This is a genomic window from Actinoallomurus soli (genome assembly GCF_024055715.1).
GTDB classification, from domain to species: domain Bacteria; phylum Actinomycetota; class Actinomycetes; order Streptosporangiales; family Streptosporangiaceae; genus Actinoallomurus; species Actinoallomurus soli.
In genome coordinates this window covers 71,962-89,041 of the sequence record NZ_JAMXMV010000007.1, presented here as the reverse complement: position 1 = coordinate 89,041, position 17,080 = coordinate 71,962, and the positions used below count along the sequence as shown (strand labels likewise).

The 17,080-nt window shown below is 71.2% G+C and carries 17 protein-coding genes and 2 riboswitches; of the genes, 6 read left to right on the top strand and 11 right to left on the bottom strand.

Annotated features, from left to right (window positions below; genetic code table 11):
* The first annotated feature begins 154 nt into the window (after positions 1-154).
* The 4 genes from NDW01_RS19170 to NDW01_RS19155 are packed head-to-tail and all read left to right on the top strand — an operon-like array spanning position 155 to position 3,823.
* Positions 155-1,174: an ABC transporter substrate-binding protein gene (locus NDW01_RS19170; protein ID WP_252822433.1), complete on the top strand. Its 1,020-nt coding sequence runs from the start codon at positions 155-157 to the stop codon at positions 1,172-1,174.
* A complete protein-coding gene (locus tag NDW01_RS19165; RefSeq protein WP_252822431.1) occupies positions 1,171-2,013 on the top strand; it encodes an ABC transporter ATP-binding protein in 843 nt (280 codons plus the stop codon). The genes NDW01_RS19170 and NDW01_RS19165 overlap by 4 nt, the downstream gene beginning before the upstream one ends.
* On the top strand, positions 2,010-2,897 hold the full coding sequence (locus NDW01_RS19160; RefSeq protein WP_252822429.1) for an ABC transporter permease: 888 nt from the start codon (positions 2,010-2,012) through the stop codon (positions 2,895-2,897). Before NDW01_RS19165 ends, NDW01_RS19160 begins: the two co-directional genes overlap by 4 nt.
* 26 nt (positions 2,898-2,923) lie before the next feature.
* On the top strand, positions 2,924-3,823 hold the full coding sequence (locus NDW01_RS19155) for a TauD/TfdA dioxygenase family protein (RefSeq protein ID WP_252822427.1): 900 nt from the start codon (positions 2,924-2,926) through the stop codon (positions 3,821-3,823).
* A gap of 114 nt (positions 3,824-3,937) precedes the next feature.
* Here NDW01_RS19155 and NDW01_RS19150 read toward each other — a convergent pair whose 3' ends face one another.
* The 10 genes from NDW01_RS19150 to NDW01_RS19105 form a co-directional block, all read right to left on the bottom strand.
* Positions 3,938-4,423: a DUF6194 family protein gene (locus NDW01_RS19150; protein WP_252822426.1), complete on the bottom strand. Its 486-nt coding sequence runs from the start codon at positions 4,421-4,423 to the stop codon at positions 3,938-3,940.
* Between the two features lie 137 nt (positions 4,424-4,560).
* A complete protein-coding gene (locus NDW01_RS19145; protein ID WP_252822424.1) occupies positions 4,561-6,168 on the bottom strand; it encodes an acyl-CoA dehydrogenase family protein in 1,608 nt (535 codons plus the stop codon).
* Positions 6,155-6,856, bottom strand: coding sequence for a TetR/AcrR family transcriptional regulator (locus NDW01_RS19140; protein WP_252822422.1), 702 nt, complete (start codon positions 6,854-6,856; stop codon positions 6,155-6,157). The genes NDW01_RS19145 and NDW01_RS19140 overlap by 14 nt, the downstream gene beginning before the upstream one ends.
* 151 nt (positions 6,857-7,007) lie before the next feature.
* Positions 7,008-7,637 (bottom strand): septal ring lytic transglycosylase RlpA family protein, encoded by a 630-nt coding sequence (locus tag NDW01_RS19135; protein WP_252822420.1) that lies wholly within the window; start codon positions 7,635-7,637, stop codon positions 7,008-7,010.
* Between the two features lie 142 nt (positions 7,638-7,779).
* Positions 7,780-8,538: a CHAP domain-containing protein gene (locus NDW01_RS19130; protein ID WP_252822418.1), complete on the bottom strand. Its 759-nt coding sequence runs from the start codon at positions 8,536-8,538 to the stop codon at positions 7,780-7,782.
* A 12-nt stretch (positions 8,539-8,550) separates the two neighbouring features.
* Positions 8,551-8,688: riboswitch (cyclic di-AMP (ydaO/yuaA leader) on the bottom strand.
* Positions 8,689-8,799: 111 nt separating this feature from the next.
* Positions 8,800-8,943: riboswitch (cyclic di-AMP (ydaO/yuaA leader) on the bottom strand.
* Positions 8,944-9,341: 398 nt separating this feature from the next.
* Positions 9,342-10,121, bottom strand: coding sequence for a sirohydrochlorin chelatase (locus NDW01_RS19125; RefSeq protein ID WP_252822416.1), 780 nt, complete (start codon positions 10,119-10,121; stop codon positions 9,342-9,344).
* Positions 10,103-10,816 carry a phosphoadenylyl-sulfate reductase gene (locus NDW01_RS19120; protein WP_252778375.1) on the bottom strand — a complete coding sequence of 238 codons (714 nt, stop codon included), beginning with the start codon at positions 10,814-10,816 and terminating at the stop codon, positions 10,103-10,105. Before NDW01_RS19120 ends, NDW01_RS19125 begins: the two co-directional genes overlap by 19 nt.
* Complete coding sequence (locus NDW01_RS19115; RefSeq protein WP_252800386.1) at positions 10,813-10,989, bottom strand: PDDEXK family nuclease; 177 nt, start codon at positions 10,987-10,989, stop codon at positions 10,813-10,815. Before NDW01_RS19115 ends, NDW01_RS19120 begins: the two co-directional genes overlap by 4 nt.
* Positions 10,986-12,641 carry a nitrite/sulfite reductase gene (locus NDW01_RS19110; protein WP_252822414.1) on the bottom strand — a complete coding sequence of 552 codons (1,656 nt, stop codon included), beginning with the start codon at positions 12,639-12,641 and terminating at the stop codon, positions 10,986-10,988. Before NDW01_RS19110 ends, NDW01_RS19115 begins: the two co-directional genes overlap by 4 nt.
* A 379-nt stretch (positions 12,642-13,020) precedes the next feature.
* Entirely contained in the window at positions 13,021-13,179 is a 159-nt protein-coding gene (locus NDW01_RS19105; protein ID WP_252822412.1) for a hypothetical protein, read from the bottom strand.
* An 83-nt stretch (positions 13,180-13,262) separates the two neighbouring features.
* Between NDW01_RS19105 and NDW01_RS19100 the strand changes: the two genes are divergently transcribed.
* Positions 13,263-14,045 (top strand): TIGR03084 family metal-binding protein, encoded by a 783-nt coding sequence (locus NDW01_RS19100; protein WP_252822410.1) that lies wholly within the window; start codon positions 13,263-13,265, stop codon positions 14,043-14,045.
* Between the two features lie 194 nt (positions 14,046-14,239).
* Positions 14,240-15,187 (top strand): YihY/virulence factor BrkB family protein, encoded by a 948-nt coding sequence (locus NDW01_RS19095; RefSeq protein ID WP_252822409.1) that lies wholly within the window; start codon positions 14,240-14,242, stop codon positions 15,185-15,187.
* 182 nt (positions 15,188-15,369) lie between these two features.
* Here the strand turns inward: NDW01_RS19095 and NDW01_RS19090 are convergent, their stop codons facing one another.
* The gene (locus NDW01_RS19090) at positions 15,370-16,995 is read right to left on the bottom strand and encodes a phospholipase C (RefSeq protein ID WP_252822406.1); all 1,626 of its coding nucleotides are present in this window, start codon (positions 16,993-16,995) and stop codon (positions 15,370-15,372) included.
* Positions 16,996-17,080 lie beyond the last annotated feature (85 nt).

The window sequence follows — 17,080 nt, the reverse complement described above, 5'->3', positions numbered from 1 at the left end:
CGATCTCGCCGTTCCCGTCTCACGCGGCCTGCTCCGCGGTCGCGTTCCCCCATTCCCGCAGCTCGTTCTCCGTCACGGTGCCCCACGGCACTCGTCCGGCGAGTGCCGCACGCCATGAAGACGGCGCCGCCCCCGTACAGGAGCGCATTCCCTCATGCCCAGAAGATCTCTCTCGGCCGTCCTGGCCCTGACCCTCGCCGGCACCGGCTGCGCCGCGCAGGCGCGCTCGGCCGACTCGCCGACCCTGAAGATCGGATACTTCCAGGGGGCCGTCGCCGGCCCCGAGGCCGTCGTGGCCGCCGACCCCGGCCTGTCGTCGCACGTCAAGGCGAAGATCGAGCTGCGCCCGATCGACAGCGGCGTGGCCGGCATGGCCCAGCTGCGCGCCGGCGCCTTCCCGGTGGTCTCCGGCGTCGGCAACCCGCCGTTCGTCGGCGCGTTCTCCTCCGGCACGGACGTGGAGGTGGTCTTCGCCGAGAGCATCGACGAGTCCGGGCTGGTCGTCAGCGACGCGATCAGGTCGAACGCCGACCTGCGGAAGGTCGGCGTGCTCGTCGGCTCCACCCTCGACTTCCAGCTCCGCGGCTGGCTGAAGAGCCAGGGACTCACCGGCAGGGTGCAGATCGCCAGCTTCGCCGGCGAGGCCGCCGAGGCCGCCGCCTGGAAGGCCCACAAGATCGACGCGGTCTACATCAGCCAGTCCTTCCTCATCGATTTGAAGAAGCACGGCGGCCGGGTGCTCACGACGGCGGCGGACATCGCCAGGCTCGGATACGCCGCGGTCAACCTGCTCGCCGTCAGCCGGCCGTACGCCGCGAAGAACCGCGACCTGGTCCAGCAGCTGGTCTGCCAGGTCTCCCAGGCCCAGACGCTGGTCCACGGCGACCAGGCCGCCAAGTACGTCCGCCCGGCGGCCCGGTTCCTCGGCGTGCGGCCCGACGACGCCGTCGAGGCGACGAAGAGCTATCCCTACATCCCGGCGGCCGAGGAGACCGGCTGGCTCCAGGGAACGGACGGCACGGCGGCCTCCGGCCGGCTGGCCGCCAACTTCCAGCGCACCGGAGAGTTCCTGGTGACGCAGGGCCGGGCGAAGACCGTTCCGTCCCTCGCCCGGATCGCCGCGCACATCGACCCGGGCTTCTGGGCCAAGGCACAGGCCGGAGGCTGCTCGTGAGCCGGCCCGGCACATCGCACGCGCCGGCGGCCGCGGAACGCCGGCCGGCGGACGCGGTCGTCGCGGAACCCCGGATCACCGAACGGCCGTCCGCGATACGGCTCCGTGACGTCGGCAAGACCTTCCGCGGACGGCGCAGGCGGACCGCCGCGCTGGAGGGCGTGAGCCTGGACATCGAGGCGGGGGAGTTCCTCTGCCTGCTCGGGCCCTCCGGATGCGGCAAGTCCACGCTGCTGGGCGTCCTCGCCGGCTTCGTCCCCGCCGACTCCGGCGAGGTGCTCGTGGACGGGCGGCCGGTGCGGGGGCCGGGCCCCGACCGGGGCGTGCTGTTCCAGACGCCGACGCTCTTCCCGTGGCTCACCACCCGCCAGAACGTCCTGTACGGCCCCAAGGCCAGGGGCGCGCTCACCCGGGAGGTGCGGGAGGAGGCCGACGCCCTGCTGGAGACGGTCGGGCTGGCGGACTTCCGTGACGCCCACCCGCACGAGCTGTCCGGCGGGATGCGCCACCGGGCGGCGTTCGCCCGCGTGCTGATCAACCACCCGAGCGTGCTCCTCATGGACGAGCCGTTCGGGGCGCTCGACGCCATCACCCGCGCCGGGATGCAGCGGTTCCTGCTGGAGCTCTGGCAGCGGCACCGGATGACGATCGTGTTCGTCACCCATGACGTCGAGGAGGCGACCCTCCTCGGCGACCGCGTGGCGGTGCTGTCCGGCAGGCCCGGCCGGACGAAGGCGGTCGTCGACATCCCCCTCCCACGGCCCCGGGTCTACGAGGACACCGAGACGCTCGAGTTCGTCACCGCCAAACGGCGCATCAGGGAGGTGCTGGAGCGATGAGCGAGCAGATCACGAGCGCGGCGCCCCTGACCGCCGCGCAGGAGCCCGACGGGGAGGACCCGCCGCCGGCGACGCCCGGGACGACCGGCGCGCCGGGACGGCGGAGACGGCGTTCGTGGCGGCGCGTGGCGTTCGGCGGCACGGGCCTGCTGCTGGCGCTCGGCGTCTGGCAGGTCGCGGCGCTGGTCATCGGCGACCCGGTGACCCTGCCGTCGGTCACCGAGACCGTCCGTGAGTTCGGGCACTACGTCACCCATCGGTATCCGGAGGTCCAGGGCAAGACCCTCCTGGAGGACGCCCTGATCAGTACCGGCCGGATCCTCGCCGGGTTCGGGCTCGGCACGGTCGTGGGCCTCGTCCTGGGCGCCGCGATGTCGGGCGTCCGCGTGATCCGCGAACTCGCCGACCCCATCATCGCGGTCGTGCGGCCCCTGCCGCCGATCGCGTTCATCCCCCTGCTCGTCGTCTGGTTCGGCATCGGCGAGACGTCGAAGGTGGCGCTGCTGTTCTTCGGCGTGGTCCCGGTCATCACGATCGCGACCCTGGGCGCCCTCGACGCCGTCCCGGCCGAGCTGGTGAACGCCAGCCGGAGCCTGGGCGCCTCGCAGTTCCACACGATGGTGCACGTACGGCTCCGCGCCGCCGTCCCCGGCGTGATCACCGGGATGCGGATCGCCATGGGCGGCGCCTGGACGAGCATCATCGCGGCCGAGATGATCGCCGCCACCGGAGGGGTCGGCTTCCTGATCCTGCAGGCCGGCAACTACCTCCAGACTCCGCTGATCTTCAGCGGGATCATCGTCATCGCCGTCCTCGGCTTCGCGTTCGACGGCCTGCTGCGCCTGCTGCTGCGCGCCGCCGACCCCACCATCCGCAACTCGTGAGAACCCCGAAAGAGAAGGAGTGCCCCATGTCCACCCTCGACATTCGCAAGGTCGGCGGACGCATCGGCGCGGAGGTCACCGGCGCCGGCCTCGACCGCCTCGGCGGCGAGGACTTCCGTGAGCTCAACGCGGCCCTGCTCGAGCACAAGGCGCTGGTGTTCCGCAACACCGGCCTCGACGACGAGGGCCAGATCCGCTTCGCCGCGAGGTTCGGCGAGCTGACCGCCGCCCATCCCACCGTGCCGTCCGTGGACGGGAGCCCCAACATCCTGCCGGTCGACGGGGAGGAGGGCATCCGGTCGAACCACTGGCACACGGACGTGACGTTCGTGCGCACGCCGCCCAAGGTCACCACGCTCCGTGCGCTGGTCGTGCCGCCGTACGGGGGCAACACGCTGATCGCGAACGCCGCGGCCGCCTACCGAGACCTGCCGGAGCAGCTGCGGGAGTTCGCCGACCGCCTCTGGGCCGTGCACACCAACGACTACGACTACGTCCTGCCCCGTACGAACACCAGGAAGGCCGTGGAGTACCGGGAGACCTTCGTCTCCCGGCGGTACCGGACGGGGCACCCGGTCGTGCGGGTGCACCCGGAGACGGGCGAACGCGGACTGTTCATCGGCGGGTTCGCCCAGCGGATCATCGGGCTGAACAGCACGGAGTCGCGTGACATCCTGCGCATCCTCCAGGAGTACGTCATCCGGCCGGAGAACATCCTGCGCGTCCAGTGGAACCCCGGCGACCTCGTGGTGTTCGACAACCGGATCACCCAGCACTACGCCCCGGACGACTACGGGGACCAGCCCCGCAGGCTGCACCGGGTGACCGTGGCGGGTGACGTCCCCGTGGGCGTCGACGGCACGCAGAGCCACGTCATCGAGGGCGACGAGGCGCAGCACTACACCCCGGCCGTCGTCGCCGCCTGATGGACGCGGGGCCCGGAGGCGCGGGGCTCCGGGCCCCGTCCGGCGGCGGATGAGACCTCGGGCGGCGGGTGCGCGCCGCCCCGGCGCCGGCCGGGGACCGCGAGCGGCCGGCCGTCAGGCGGGGCCCGGCCGGGCCCGGTCGAGTCGTCTCGCGGCCCGGGCACGGGCCTCCTCCAGGAGGGTGCGCGCGAGTGAGGAGGTGGCCTCGCCCGGGTTGAGCACGCAGACCCAGCCCTGCGCCGCGTACACGGGGTGGGGGAGGACCCGATCGGTCACCGTGAAGTCGATGCCGGCGCGGTGGTCCGCGTGCGCCGCCGGTGAGTGACCGATCAGCTCCTCGAACCTCCTGCGGCCGACGGCGAGGTTCAACCGGAACACGCCGGGGCGGTCGAGGTCCGAGGCGGTGTCGAACCCGTCGTAGTCCTTGGTCACGATGGTCGCGAAGGGAAGGAACCGGTCGGCGGGCGCGTCACCGCGCGGATCGTAGGAGATGAACGTGTCACCCCAGGCCGGCTCCGGAGCCCCCGTCTCCTCGCTCGCCGTGACCACCACGGTCCCCGGCAGGCCGGCTGCGAACTGAATGATCTCGTCCTGCGTCATGACGCCCTTCCGATCTCGGTCGCGTTCTCCCTTCCAGGGTTTCATTGAACTTCCCTGTGAGACTTTTCACCGGAGACGCCGATGAACGAGCTGGTCGCCGCCGGGCGACCTTCAAAGCGTGGGTGAACTCGCGGGGCTCAGCCGGTCTTCGGGCGGGCCCGTTCGATGATCGCGCCGAAGTCGACGCCGGCCGGCAGGGTGCCGAACGCCCGGCCCCAGTCGCCGCCCAGGCGGGAGGCGCAGAAGGCGTCGGCGACGGCCGGATGACCGTGCCGGACCAGCAGCGAGCCCTGGAGCACCAGGGCGAGGCGCTCCACGATCCGCCGGGCACGGGCCTCGATCGTCGCCACGTCGGTGAGCGCGTCCCTGACCTCGGCGACCGCGGCGTCCAGCCGGGCGTCCGCGCCCGAGGCCAGGCCGACCTCGTCGAAGAACGCCTCGACGGTCTCCGGCTCCTTGACCATGGCCCGGAGCACGTCGAGCGCCGAGACGTTGCCCGAGCCCTCCCAGATTCCGTTGAGGGGCGACTCGCGGAACAGCCGCGGCATGCCGGAGTCCTCGACGTAACCGTTGCCGCCGAGGCATTCGAGGGCCTCCGCCGCGTGGGCGGGCCAGCGCTTGCACACCCAGTACTTGCTCACGGCGAGTCCGAACCGCTTGAACGCGGTCTCGCCCCGGTCGGTCGCCCCGGCCAGGCGGAGCATGAGGACGGTCGCCGCCTCGGACTCGACGGCCAGGTCGGCCAGGACGTTGCGCATCAGCGGCTGGTCGATGAGGTACCGGCCGAACGCCTGCCGGTGCGCGGCGTGGTGGGCCGCCTGGACGAGGCCCTCGCGCATCCCGGCGGCCGCGCCGATGACGCAGTCGAGCCGGGTCATGTTGACCATCTCGATGATCGTGCGGACGCCGCGCCCCTCGTCGCCGACGCGCCAGGCGACGGCCTCCTCGTACTCGACCTCGGCGGACGCGTTCGACCGGTTGCCCAGCTTGTCCTTGAGGCGCTGCAGGCGGATGGCGTTGCGGGTGCCGTCGGGCAGCACCCGGGGCAGCAGGAAGCAGGTGAGGCCCTCCGGGGCCTGGGCGAGGACGAGGAAGACGTCGCACATCGGCGCGCTCGTGAACCACTTGTGGCCGGTCAGCAGGTACGTGCCGTCGGGCTGCGGCACCGCCCGCGTCGTGTTGGCCCGGACGTCGGACCCGCCCTGCTTCTCCGTCATCGACATGCCGGCGAGGATGCCGCGCTTGCCGGCCGGGTCGCGCAGCCCGAAATCGTACGTGTCGGAGGTCAGCAGCGGCTCGTACCGCCGGGCCAGCTCCGGCGCGTGCCGGAGCGCGGGCACGGCGGCGTAGGTCATCGAGATCGGGCAGCCGTGCCCGGCGTCGACCCGCCAGACGTAGAACTTGGCGGCGCGGGCGACGTGCGCCCCGGACCGTTCGGTCCAGGCGCGCGCGTGCAGCCCGTGGCTCACCGCGACGCGCATCAGCTCGTGCCAGGCGGGGTGGAACTCCACCTCGTCGATGCGGTGGCCGTACCGGTCGTGGGTGCGCAGCACCGGCGGGTGCTCGTTGGCGAGGCGGCCCCACTCCCGTGCCTGTTCGGTGCCCGCCAGCCGGCCCAGCTCGTGGACGGCCTCGGCCGCCCAGCCGCCGCCCTCGCGGAAGAGCCCGTCGAGGAGTGCCGGATCGTCGGCCACGTCGTGGCCGGACAGCGGGGGGACCTGGTTGAAGACCTCATGCGTTGTCACTGACCGCTCCAATGCTGCGCTGGGCGAAGGCGATGAGATGGGAGATCAGGTGGGCCCGGGCCCGTCCGTCCGCCGCCGCGTCCGTACGGGCGGGCAGGGCCGGGCCGACGGGCTGGGGCGGGGCGCCGGGCGGATCCGGGTCGGCGGGCCGGCCCGCGCCGACCGCGAGCGGTCCGACGAGGGCCTCGCCGATGGCGCCGACGAGCGCGGCGGCGCCGACGTCGACGTCCTGGTCGGGCAGCTCGCCGGCGGCGATCCCGCGACTGATGATCTCGGCGAGGACGGCGGCGTATGCCCGGCGGAACACCAGGCGTTCGGCGTCGACGGAGGGGTCCACCGGCTCGGCGAGGAGCGCGTAGGCCATGCGCGGCGCGCGCAGGGCCCGGCCCGCGAAGGTCTCGATCACCGCCGCGACGCTCTCGGCCGCCGCCCGGTCCGGTGACGCGGCGCGGGTGAACGCGTCGACCTCGCGCTGGGAGGCGACGCGGAAGACCTCGGCGACCAGGTCGGACTTCGACGGGAAATGGCGGTACACGCTGCCGGTCGCCACGCCCGCGCGCCGGGCGACGGCGGCGATCGAGCATCCGGCGTAACCCTGCTCGGCCACGACCGCGAGCGCGGCGGCGCGGATGCGGTCCCGTGAGGCGCCGAGCCGGGCCTCGATCCGGGGCGTACGGCGGTACGGCACACAAGGATTGAACCTCAGTTCACTCCTTCCCGGCAAGCGGGCACGAAGAGCGGGCACGAAGAGCGGGCACGAAGAGCGGGCACGAAGAAACGGCGCGGGATCCCCGAGAGAGGATCCCGCGCCGTCCGGCCGGCAGGCGAGGGGGAGCGGGTTACGCCTTGCCGGTGGCCTGAGCGGCGCCGGTCGCCGTGGCGTAGCCGGTGCCCGAGTGGCGGTAGACCGGGCCCTTGCCCAGCTCAAGCACCTGGAACTTGACCGTGATCGAGTTGGACGCGGTGCCGGTGAGGTGCTTCATCATCTTCTCCGACAGGTCGATGAGCGCCGGCGGGTTGTGCTGGGCGACCGCCCACTCCGCCGGGCCGAAGTCCTCGACGATCCCGATCTCGCTCTTGCCGTTGTAGGTGACCTTCACCTTGGTGCCGAGCGGCCAGTACGGGCTGGCGATCGTCTCGTACGCCATCGGCTTGCCCGACGCCGTCGACGGGTCCCAGAAGGAGGTCGCGGTGGAGACGCCGGCGGGCAGGGCCGGGGCCTTGGCCTGCTTCTTGGGGTCGTTGCCCTTCTTGACCGACAGGAGCATCCGGTCCTGGGCGCCGCTCTGGACGCGCTTCTCGGCCTGGGCGGGCGCCTGCTGTGCGACCTTCGCGGGGGCGCTCTGCGCCTGGGGCGACGCCGCCGCCTCCGAGGTGCCCCCGTAGGCGAGGGCGGTCGTGACGCCGGCGCCGGCCAGGGTGACTCCGGCGGCGACGCTGGCGATGGCCTTGGTCGAAAGCCTGATCATCGCTTTCCTTTCGGGGGCATGCGGGGATGAGGGCATGGAGGTACCGGGGAAGGGGTTGGAGAGATCCGGAGAGAAGTCCGGTAAGGGGAGAGGTCGCGCGTGCCGCGTCACCGGCGGCGGCACGGCACGCGCCGACGGGCGGCTACTGCTGCGGGTAGTCCGGGTAGCCGTAGCCCACGACGGTGGAGGTGTTACGCGTCCGGACCTTCACGGCGTCGTCCGTGTTGCCCTCGACCGTCTGGATGGTGCCGTCATGGTTGTCCTTGACGACCAGGCCCACGTGATCGATGTTGTCGACCCCGCCGCCGCTCCAGGAGAAGAAGACGACCGCGCCGGGCTTGGGAACGCTGCCCCAGCGGCCCTGCGAGATGAACCACTTGGCGTGGGAGGGGGTGAACGCGTCGCCGCCCATGCCCTTGACGCCCAGCGTGTCGCCGACCCAGGTGACGAACATGTCGCACCAGGACGCGTTGGCGTAGTCGCTGACGGAGCCGCCGTCGCGGGCGGCGCCGGCCTTGGCGTACGGGGTGGTCATGAACCACTGGTTGAACTTGCTGCCGCCCGTGGCGTTCTCGGTCGTACCCACCTGGGACTCGGCGAGCTTCAGGACGTCCGCGGCCGTGGGCAGTTTCTTCTGCTTCTGCTCGGCGACGGTGTGCACGTTGAGGTGCGCGTCGTCGCCCGCGGGGCGGGCGTGCTTCGCCTTACCCGTACCCGGTGCGGGTTTCTGTGCCACCTGGTGGACGGCCGGACGGGACACGGTGGACGCCTGCGCGGACAGCGCGGGCCCTGCGGTCACGACGGTCGTCGCCGCCGCGCCGGCGGTCACGGCGCCGGCGATGAGGCCGGTGAGACACTTCTTCTTCGAGGTAAAGCGGGGTTTGGCGTGTCGAGGGGACACGGGGGGTACTCCTTCGGCTTCCATGCCGCTTACCGGGTTAGCTGACGGGTTCGGGCGTGGAAGCTGCCCTACGGCACGAAGGTGCCGATTCACCCCAGTGGTGCGGTGGGTCCCCGGTTCCGCGAGGTGCGGATTCAGCGGGTCGCCCGCTTGCGCGGACGGCACGAACAAAGAGACAAGGGTCTGCTGGCCGTGCGGTCCCAGGGGAGGGACGACGACCGGATATTCAGATCAGGGAAGACTCGCGGACAAGTTCTGACTCCTTACTTCCAGTACGCCTACCGGGTTAGCTGACGGGTTCGGGCGTGGAAGTCGCCCTACGACACGACGGATGTGCCGATTCACCCCGGGACTGCTCATGGGTCCCCGGCTCCGTGACTCTCACGGACTCGACGTTGCCGCTCCCGCTCCATAAGGAACAAGTGGATACTCCGCGGGAGTGGCGTGATTTGGATATGAACCGTCTCGGCTCTGTACGGAGGCCCTCACGCGTCTTCGCGCTGCGCCGTCTGCGCTGGTGGGCCGGCCGCCGCCGGCGGATGTCCGGGGGCGCATGGGGGGCGTCCCTCTGGACTTAGTGGGAACATAGCAGACAAATATCGGTCGACCAAATACCTATGTTTGCGACATAGCTCACATGGCGGCCCGGAATAAATGATCGCTAAAAGATCGTCTAATGATCGATTTCGAATGATCGAATTCGCGGCTCGATAAAGATCGTCGAAATGGCGATCAATCGCGAAGCCTGACGGCACAAGGCTTTCCGGCGTCCGCAGAGATCGACGGCCCCGCGCGCGGGTCGCTCAGCCCGCGACCGCGACGGGACCGGCGCTGAGGAGGGCCTCCCGGTAACGCTGCGCGGTGATCTCCGCCAGCTCCGGGACGGCGCCCAGAGCCGGTGAGACGGCCACGGCGCCCGCGGCCAGGGCCTCGTCCCGCACCTTGTCCGCGAAGAAGCCCGGGGCCAGGAAATAGGACGCCACGACCACACGCCGCGCTCCCGCCGCGTAGAGCGCGCGCACGGCCTCCGCGGGCGTGGGACGGGCCGCGGAGGCGTACGCCGGGACGACGGCGCGCCAGCCCCGCCAGCCGCGCGCCATCCGGCCGATCGTCGCGTTCGCCGCCGGGTCGCTGGAGCCGGCCGCGGCGAGCACGACGGCCGTCTCCGGGTCCGGCCGGACGCCGACCTCGGCGAGCCGCCGCTCCAGCGCGCCGGTCATCAGGGGATGGGGGCCGAGCGTGGCGCCGTAATGCAGCCTCAGCCGCGGATAAGACGCCCTGGCCGCGCGCAGCACCCCGGGAATGTCGGTCTTGCTGTGGTACGCGGCGGTGAGGAGGAGAGGGAGCACGACGGCCTCGTCGGCCCCCTCTCCGACGAGACCACCGAGCACCTGCCCCGGTGCCGGGGGAGCGTGGTCGAGATACGAGGTCACGACCCGCACCCCCGAGGAACGGCGCACAAGATCGAGAAGTTCCTCGACCGTCGCCGCCGCCCGCGAGTCCCGGCTCCCGTGGGCCACGGCGACCAGGGGGACCGCCCCGCCGCCCCCGGGTCGCCCGGCTCTCACAGGTTGATGCCGCATTCGGTCTTTCCGGTGCCGGCCCAGCGTCCGCTGCGCGGGTCCTCACCCGGCGCGACCCGCTTGGTGCAGGGCTCGCAGCCGATCGAGGGATACCCGTCGTACTGCAGCGGGTTCACCAGGATGCCGTGCTCCTCGATGTAGCCGTGCAGGTCGTCCTGGGTCCAGCGGGCGAGGGGGTTGACCTTGACCTTGCCGCGCGCGGCGTTCCACTCGACGACGCGCGCGCCGCGCCGGTGCGAGGTCTCCTCGCGCCGGATCCCGGTGATCCAGGCGAGGTACGGCTCCAGCGCGCGGTTCAGCGGCTCGACCTTGCGCAGGTGGCAGCACAGATCCGGGTTCCGGCCGTACAACCGGGGACCCAGGTCGCGCTCCTGCTCGGCGACCGTACGGGAGGAGGTGACGTTCACCACGTTCACCGGGTAGACGGCCTCCACCGCGTCGCGGGTGCCGATCGTCTCGGCGAAGTGGTAGCCCGTGTCGACGAACAGTACGTCGATGCCGGGCCGGACCTTCGATGCGATGTCGACCAGCACGGCGTCCTTCATGGACGACGTCACGCAGATCCGGTCGCCGAAGGTCGCGATCGACCAGCGGACGATCTCCTCGGCGGACGCCTCCTCGAGCGCGTCGGCGGCCGATTCGACGATGTCGGTGAGGTCGAGCGCGGCGGTGGGGCGTTCGAACAGGAGCGTCATGCCGAGCCCTCCCGCCGGGGAGCGCCGGCCGAGCTCAGCGCGCCGAGCCCGACGAAGCGGAGCCGGAACGCCCGCGTGCAGGCGCGGCAGTGCCAGCCGCCGTCGCTCTCGTACGGCTCCAGGTCCTCGTCTCCGCAGTAGGGGCAGTAGAAGGGAACGGCCCTCTCGGTCACTTCAGCTCACCTTCCTCGGCACGCTGCACCCAGGCGGCGAAGGACTCGCCGTCGTTCCTGCCCTTCCGGAAGTTGCGCAGCACCCTCTCCACGTAGTCCGGCAGCTCCTCGGCGGTGGTCTTCAGGCCGCGGATCTTCTTGCCGAACTCGCCGCCGATCGAGCCGCCCAGGTGGACCTGGTAGCCCTCGACCTGCTCACCGTTCGCGTCGGTGACCAACTGGCCCTTCAGCCCGATGTCGGCGGTCTGGATGCGGGCGCAGGAGTTCGGGCAGCCGTTGATGTTGATCGTCAGCGGCTCGTCGAAGTCCGGCAGGCGCTGCTCCAGCTCCTCGATCAGGTCCATGCCGCGCTGCTTGGTCTCGACGATGGCGAGCTTGCAGTACTCGATGCCGGTGCAGGCCATCGTCTGGCGCCGGAACGTCGACGGGCGGACCCGCAGGTCGTGCGACTCCAGCTCGGCGGCCAGCTCCTCGGTCCGGTCCTCCGGAACGTCCAGGATGACCATCTTCTGCTCGGTCGTCGTGTGCACCCGGCCGGAGCCGTACTCCTCGGCCAGGTCCGCGATGACGTGCAGCAGGTCGCCGTTGACCCGGCCGACCTTCGGCGCGAAGCCGACGTAGTACCGGCCGTCGCGCTGCCGGTGGATGCCGACGTGATCCCGGCGCCGGTCCCGGGGCTCGCCGGGTGCCGGCCCGTCCGCCAGGGCGTACCCGAGGTACTCCTTCTCCAGGACCTCGCGGAACCGCTCCGGGCCCCAGTCGTTCATCAGGAACTTGAGCCGCGCGCGGTGCCGGAGGCGGCGGTAACCGTAGTCGCGGAAGATCCCGGTGATGCCCGCCCAGACCTCGTGGACCTGTTCCGGGCGGACGAACGCGCCCAGCCGCTTGGCGAACATCGGGTTCGTGGACAGGCCGCCGCCCGCCCAGACGTCGTAGCCGGCCTCGCCCTCGTCGTTGACCACGCCGACGAACGCGATGTCGTTGATCTCGTGGATCGTGCACTGGGCGGTGCAGCCGGACAGCGCCGTCTTGAACTTGCGCGGCAGGTTCGAGAAGTCCGGGCTGCCGATGTACCGGTCGTGGATCTCGCGAAGCTGCGGCGTCGCGTCGATGACCTCGTCGGCGTCGATCCCGGCGAGCGGACAGCCGAGGATGACGCGCGGCGTGTCGCCGCAGGCCTCGGTGGTGTGCAGCCCGACCGCCTCCAGGGCCTCCCAGATGGCCGGGACGTTCTCGATCTCGACCCAGTGCAGCTGGATGTTCTGCCGGTCGGTGATGTCCGCGGTGCCCCGGGCGTACTTCGACGACACGTCGGCGATCGTCCGCAGCTGGTCGAGGTTCAGCCGGCCGCCGTCGATGCGGACGCGCAGCATGAAGTACCGGTCGTCGAGCTCCTCGGGTTCCAGCACGGCCGTCTTGCCGCCGTCGATGCCGGGCCGGCGCTGCGTGTACAGGCCGTACCAGCGGAACCGGCCCCGCAGGTCCGCGGGGTCGATGGAGTCGAAGCCGCCCTTGGCGTAGATGTCGATGATGCGACGGCGGACGTTCAGGCCGTCGTCGTTCTTCTTGCTCTCTTCGTTCTTGTTGAGCGGTTCACGGTAGCCCAGGGCCCATTGGCCCTCGCCTCGTTTCCGCTGCGTACGGGATGGCATCGTGCGCGTCCTCCGTGGTCGTGGGGGACGCGAAGCACGCCGGCAGATCGCACTGCTGGCTCAACGCTGAGCTGTGGGGAATGACACCGGCATACCGCGCGCCCGTGAGGCAGTGGCGGTGGTCAGGTGTCAGCGACAGATCGCGCTGCCCACGCGGAGATAGTCGACGTGCCGGCGCATAACCAGCAACGGATCCGCAGCAGCCATGTCTCGATGATGACATGTGGTTCGATGACTGTCCAACCATGTCCGGAATGCGGACGTCCGTCGCATTGGTCCGTGGACAGGCGACCAAGCCATCGGCGGGCGGCCACGTGATCCGTGGACGTAAGGCCGGGCCGGCCGGTGGCCGTACGGCTCGCGGACGGGCGACCGCACCTCAGCCCTGCCGGAGCCAGTTGATGTCCGGCTCGGTGCCCTCGGCGGGCGCAAGGGTCTCCTCCGGGGTCTCGGCTTCGGGCGGCAGGTGCTGGCAGTCGCACCACGTGCCGCCCCGGCACTCGCCGTGCCGCCGCTCACGACACGCTTCGCAGATCACGTGTTCATTGTGCCCACTCGGCGCCGTCTCATCGCCGGCGCCGGGCGCAGGCGCGACCGAACTCCGTTCTGTACGCTGTGCGCGTGGCCGTGGCGATGGATCGACTGCTCACCGACCTGCGCGAGGAGACGGGCGACCTCGAGCGTCTCCTTGGACCGGACGCCTGGGACCTGCCCACGCCCGCCGAGGGCTGGACGGTACGCGACCAGGTGACCCACCTGGCCTGGTTCGACGAGGCCGCCGTCCGCGCCGTGACGGACCCCGGCGCCTTCCGCGAGGAGGTCCGCCGGCTGGTGGAGGAGGGCTTCGACACCGACCGGATCGTCGAGGAGCGGCGCTCCATGCCCGGCGACGAGGTCCTGGAGTGGTTCCGTACGGCCCGGGGCCGCATGATCGAGGCGCTGACGGTCCTCGATCCGAAGGCCCGGATCCCCTGGTACGGCCCTGACATGGGCGCGGCCTCCTTCGCGACGGCGCGCCTGATGGAGACGTGGGCGCACGGCCAGGACGTCGCGGACGCCGTTGGCGTCCGGCGCGAGCCCACCGACCGGCTCCGCCACGTCGCCCAGATCGGGGTGCGGACCCTGTCGTGGAGCTTCGTCGTCCACGACAGGCCGGTCCCGCAGGCGCCGGTGCGCGTCGAGCTCACCCTTCCCGGCGGCGACGTCTGGACCGCGGGCCCGGAGGACGCCGCGGACGTCGTACGCGGCCCGGCGCTGGACTTCTGCCTGCTCGTGACGCAGCGACGGAACCGCGCCGACGTCGGCCTCACGGTCGCCGGACCGGTCGCGAAGGAGTGGATGGACATCGCGCAGGCGTTCGCCGGGCCACCCGGCAACGGCCGCCCACCCGGCCGATTCGCCTGAGATGTGATGATCGTCACAGCCGGGAGATGCGTCCGCCGCTCCGACGGGGTCATCTCAGGGAGGAGCCTTCGTATCCCCGCTCCGGACGGGGATCTCCGGCCCCGGCCCGGGGTCCGGGGCGACCGGCCGGAGGCGATCGGCGAGATGAGCGTCATGCCGCACACCGGGCGTATCAGCCCCTACGGTAGAGCCTCATGACCACCGCCTCCGATGCCTCGACGGGCGTTTCCGGGTCGTCCGCCGTCGCACGGATGCGCTCCGCCGTCTGGCAGGTCGTCCGCGGCACCACCCTCTCGGCGTTCCGCTACCGGGTGACCGGGCTGGCCGCCGAGGCGGCCTTCTTCACCCTCCTGTCGCTGCCGCCCCTGGCGCTCGGCCTGATCGGCCTGCTCGGGCACTTCCGGAACCTGCTCGGCGCCACGACCATCGCGGAGACCCGCGAATGGGTGCTGGACCGCGCCCAGACGGTGCTCACCGAACAGACCGTCAAATCCGTCGTCGAGCCCCTCCTCGACGAGGTGCTGCGCGGCGGCCAGGTCGGGATCGTCTCGATCAGCTTCCTCATCTCCCTGTGGGCCGGCTCGCGCGCGCTGAACGTCTACGTCGACACGATCACGATCGCGCACGGCCTGTCCGGCGTGCGCGGCGTGATCCGTACCCGCCTGCGCGCGTTCTTCCTCTACCTCGCGGGACTCGGCGTCGGGCTGGTCGTCATCCCCGTCCTCGTCGCGGGGCCGACCCTGGTCCTGCACTGGGTCCCGGCCGGGGCCGTGGTCGTACGTGTCCTCTACTGGCCGATCCTCGTCATCGTCGCGGTCATCTTCCTGGCGCTCCTCTACCACCTGAGCGTCCCCGTACGGACGGCCTGGTGGCGGGAGATCCCCGGCGGGGTCACGGCCATGGCCATCTGGGGGCTCGGCAGCCTCGTGCTGCGGCTCTACCTGGACGGCTCCACGACTGCGGTGTCGGTGTACGGGTCACTGGGCGCGGCCATCGCCGTGCTCGCCTGGCTGTACGTCACCGCGCTGGCCGTCCTGATCGGGGCGGCCCTGAACGCCGAGGTCGACAAGCTCTGGCCCGGCGAGTTCACCTCGCGCGCCCGCCTGGAGGACGACGCCCCGGCTCCCGGCCGCGAGCCCTGACGCCCTCCGCCCGGTCCCGGGCGGGCCGTGAGCCCTTGCGCCCTTCGCTCCTGGCCCGAAGGGCCGCGAGCCCTGACGCCCTCCGGACATGGCGGAAGCCCCCGCCGAGGCGGGGGCTTCCAGGGTGGTTGACTCGGGGCTCCGGGACCGGAGTCGTGGAGCCCCGAGGGCGAGACGTCCGCTCAGTGGAAGGCCGGGGCGCCGGACTTCGGGTCGAGGAACAGACGGCCCGCGCGCGGGTGGCGGAAGTCGAACATGCCGCTCAGGCTTCCGGCCCGCTGGTCGAACGACGCGTCGCCGATCCGGCCGACGCCCCAGTTGTCCTCGATGAACTTCAGCACCGAGGTCTGCTCGGTGTAGTGGTGGTCGACGTGGTTGACCTTCGCGTACGGCGAGACGACGAGGAGCGGGAGGCGCTGACTCGGACCGCAGCGGTCCTGGTAGCCGCCGGCCACCTTGGCCTTGCCGCACAGCGTCGTGTCCTGCGAGGCGTCCGTGGAGCCACTGAGGATCCGCGGGGCCTTGTGGTCGTACCAGCCGTCGGAGTCGTCGTAGGCGAGGACGACCGCGGTGGAGCTCCACTCGGGCGACTTCTGCAGCTTGTTGATCGTGTTGACGATGAACTGCTGCTCGTCGAGCGGGTCGGAGTAGCCGGCGTGGCCGTCCTGGTACGCGGCGGCCTTGAGGAAGCTCACCGCGGGCAGGTTGTGCGCCGAGAGCGCCGCGTCGAAGTCGCTCAGGTCGTACTGGTGGTTGGCCTGGTCGGTGCGGCCGATCGCGGCGACCGAGGACGGCGGCAGGTGCTTCTCGTTGGCCGTCGACTTGTAGTACTGGAACGGCTCGTGGTGCGGGCTGTAGTCGGTGACGTTGATGCCGCCGACGTTCTGGTGCGTCGCTCCGCAGACGGCGTAGCCGTTCGCGGTGCCGGTGGGCCGGAAGCCGCCCTGGAACCAGCCCCAGGTGACCTTGTTCTTGTTGAGCAGGTCACCGATGTTCTGCCCGGTCATCACGGCCAGGTTGTTCTTGGACGTGTGGTTGGTGCCGGAGCAGTCGTCGAACGCCGGGTCCGGGTCGTTGATGACCGTGCCGACGCCGTTCGCGTCCGGCGACTGGACGACGTACGCGTCGCTGACCTTCTTGTGGGTCACCGGGTCGACGGCGTAGCCGCCGTGCGTCTGGCCCGAGATCAGGTTGAGCGCACCCGGCGTGGACGGCCCGAAGACCGAGTCCCAGGAGTTGTCGCTCATCGCGTAGTTCTGGGCGTAGTTCCACATCGCGGTGACGGTGTTGCCGTCGTAGTAGTCCATCACCAGGCCGGGCTCGCCGAACAGCACGGGCTGGCCGGTGCACTTGTCCTTCTCGGTGTGCTCGACGAAGCCGTCCATCTTGCCGCCGTTGACGGCCTTCTGCTCGGACCCGTAGCCGTGGTCCTGGTCGCAGGTCATCGCCTGGGCGGGAGTGAGGCGCTTGGGGTTGTACTGGTTCGGGTTGTCCTTGAGCAGCTTCTTCGTCAGCCCGTCGACGCGGGGCGTGTGCCGCTTGGCGACGAACTTGGTGCCGTCGGTGTTGGCCGCCTTCGGGTACGTGCCGAAGTAGTGGTCGAAGGAGATGTTCTCACCGAAGAGCACGACGACGTGCTTGATCGGCGTGGCGGTGCGGACCTGCGTCACGGCCGCGGTCAGCGAGGCGCCTTCCTGCCGCCCGCCGCTCGCCCAGCTCGGCACCGCGGCCAGCGCGAGCGCTCCGGCCGCGGCCACCGATCCGGCGATCACCGCGGACCGTCGGCCCTTCCACTTTCCGGGACCCATCCTGTTGCCTCCTGAAGTTGTGAAACACCGGTCCTCCGACGGAGCCCCGGCTCAGCCGGGATCTCATCGAGCCGCGACGACGATC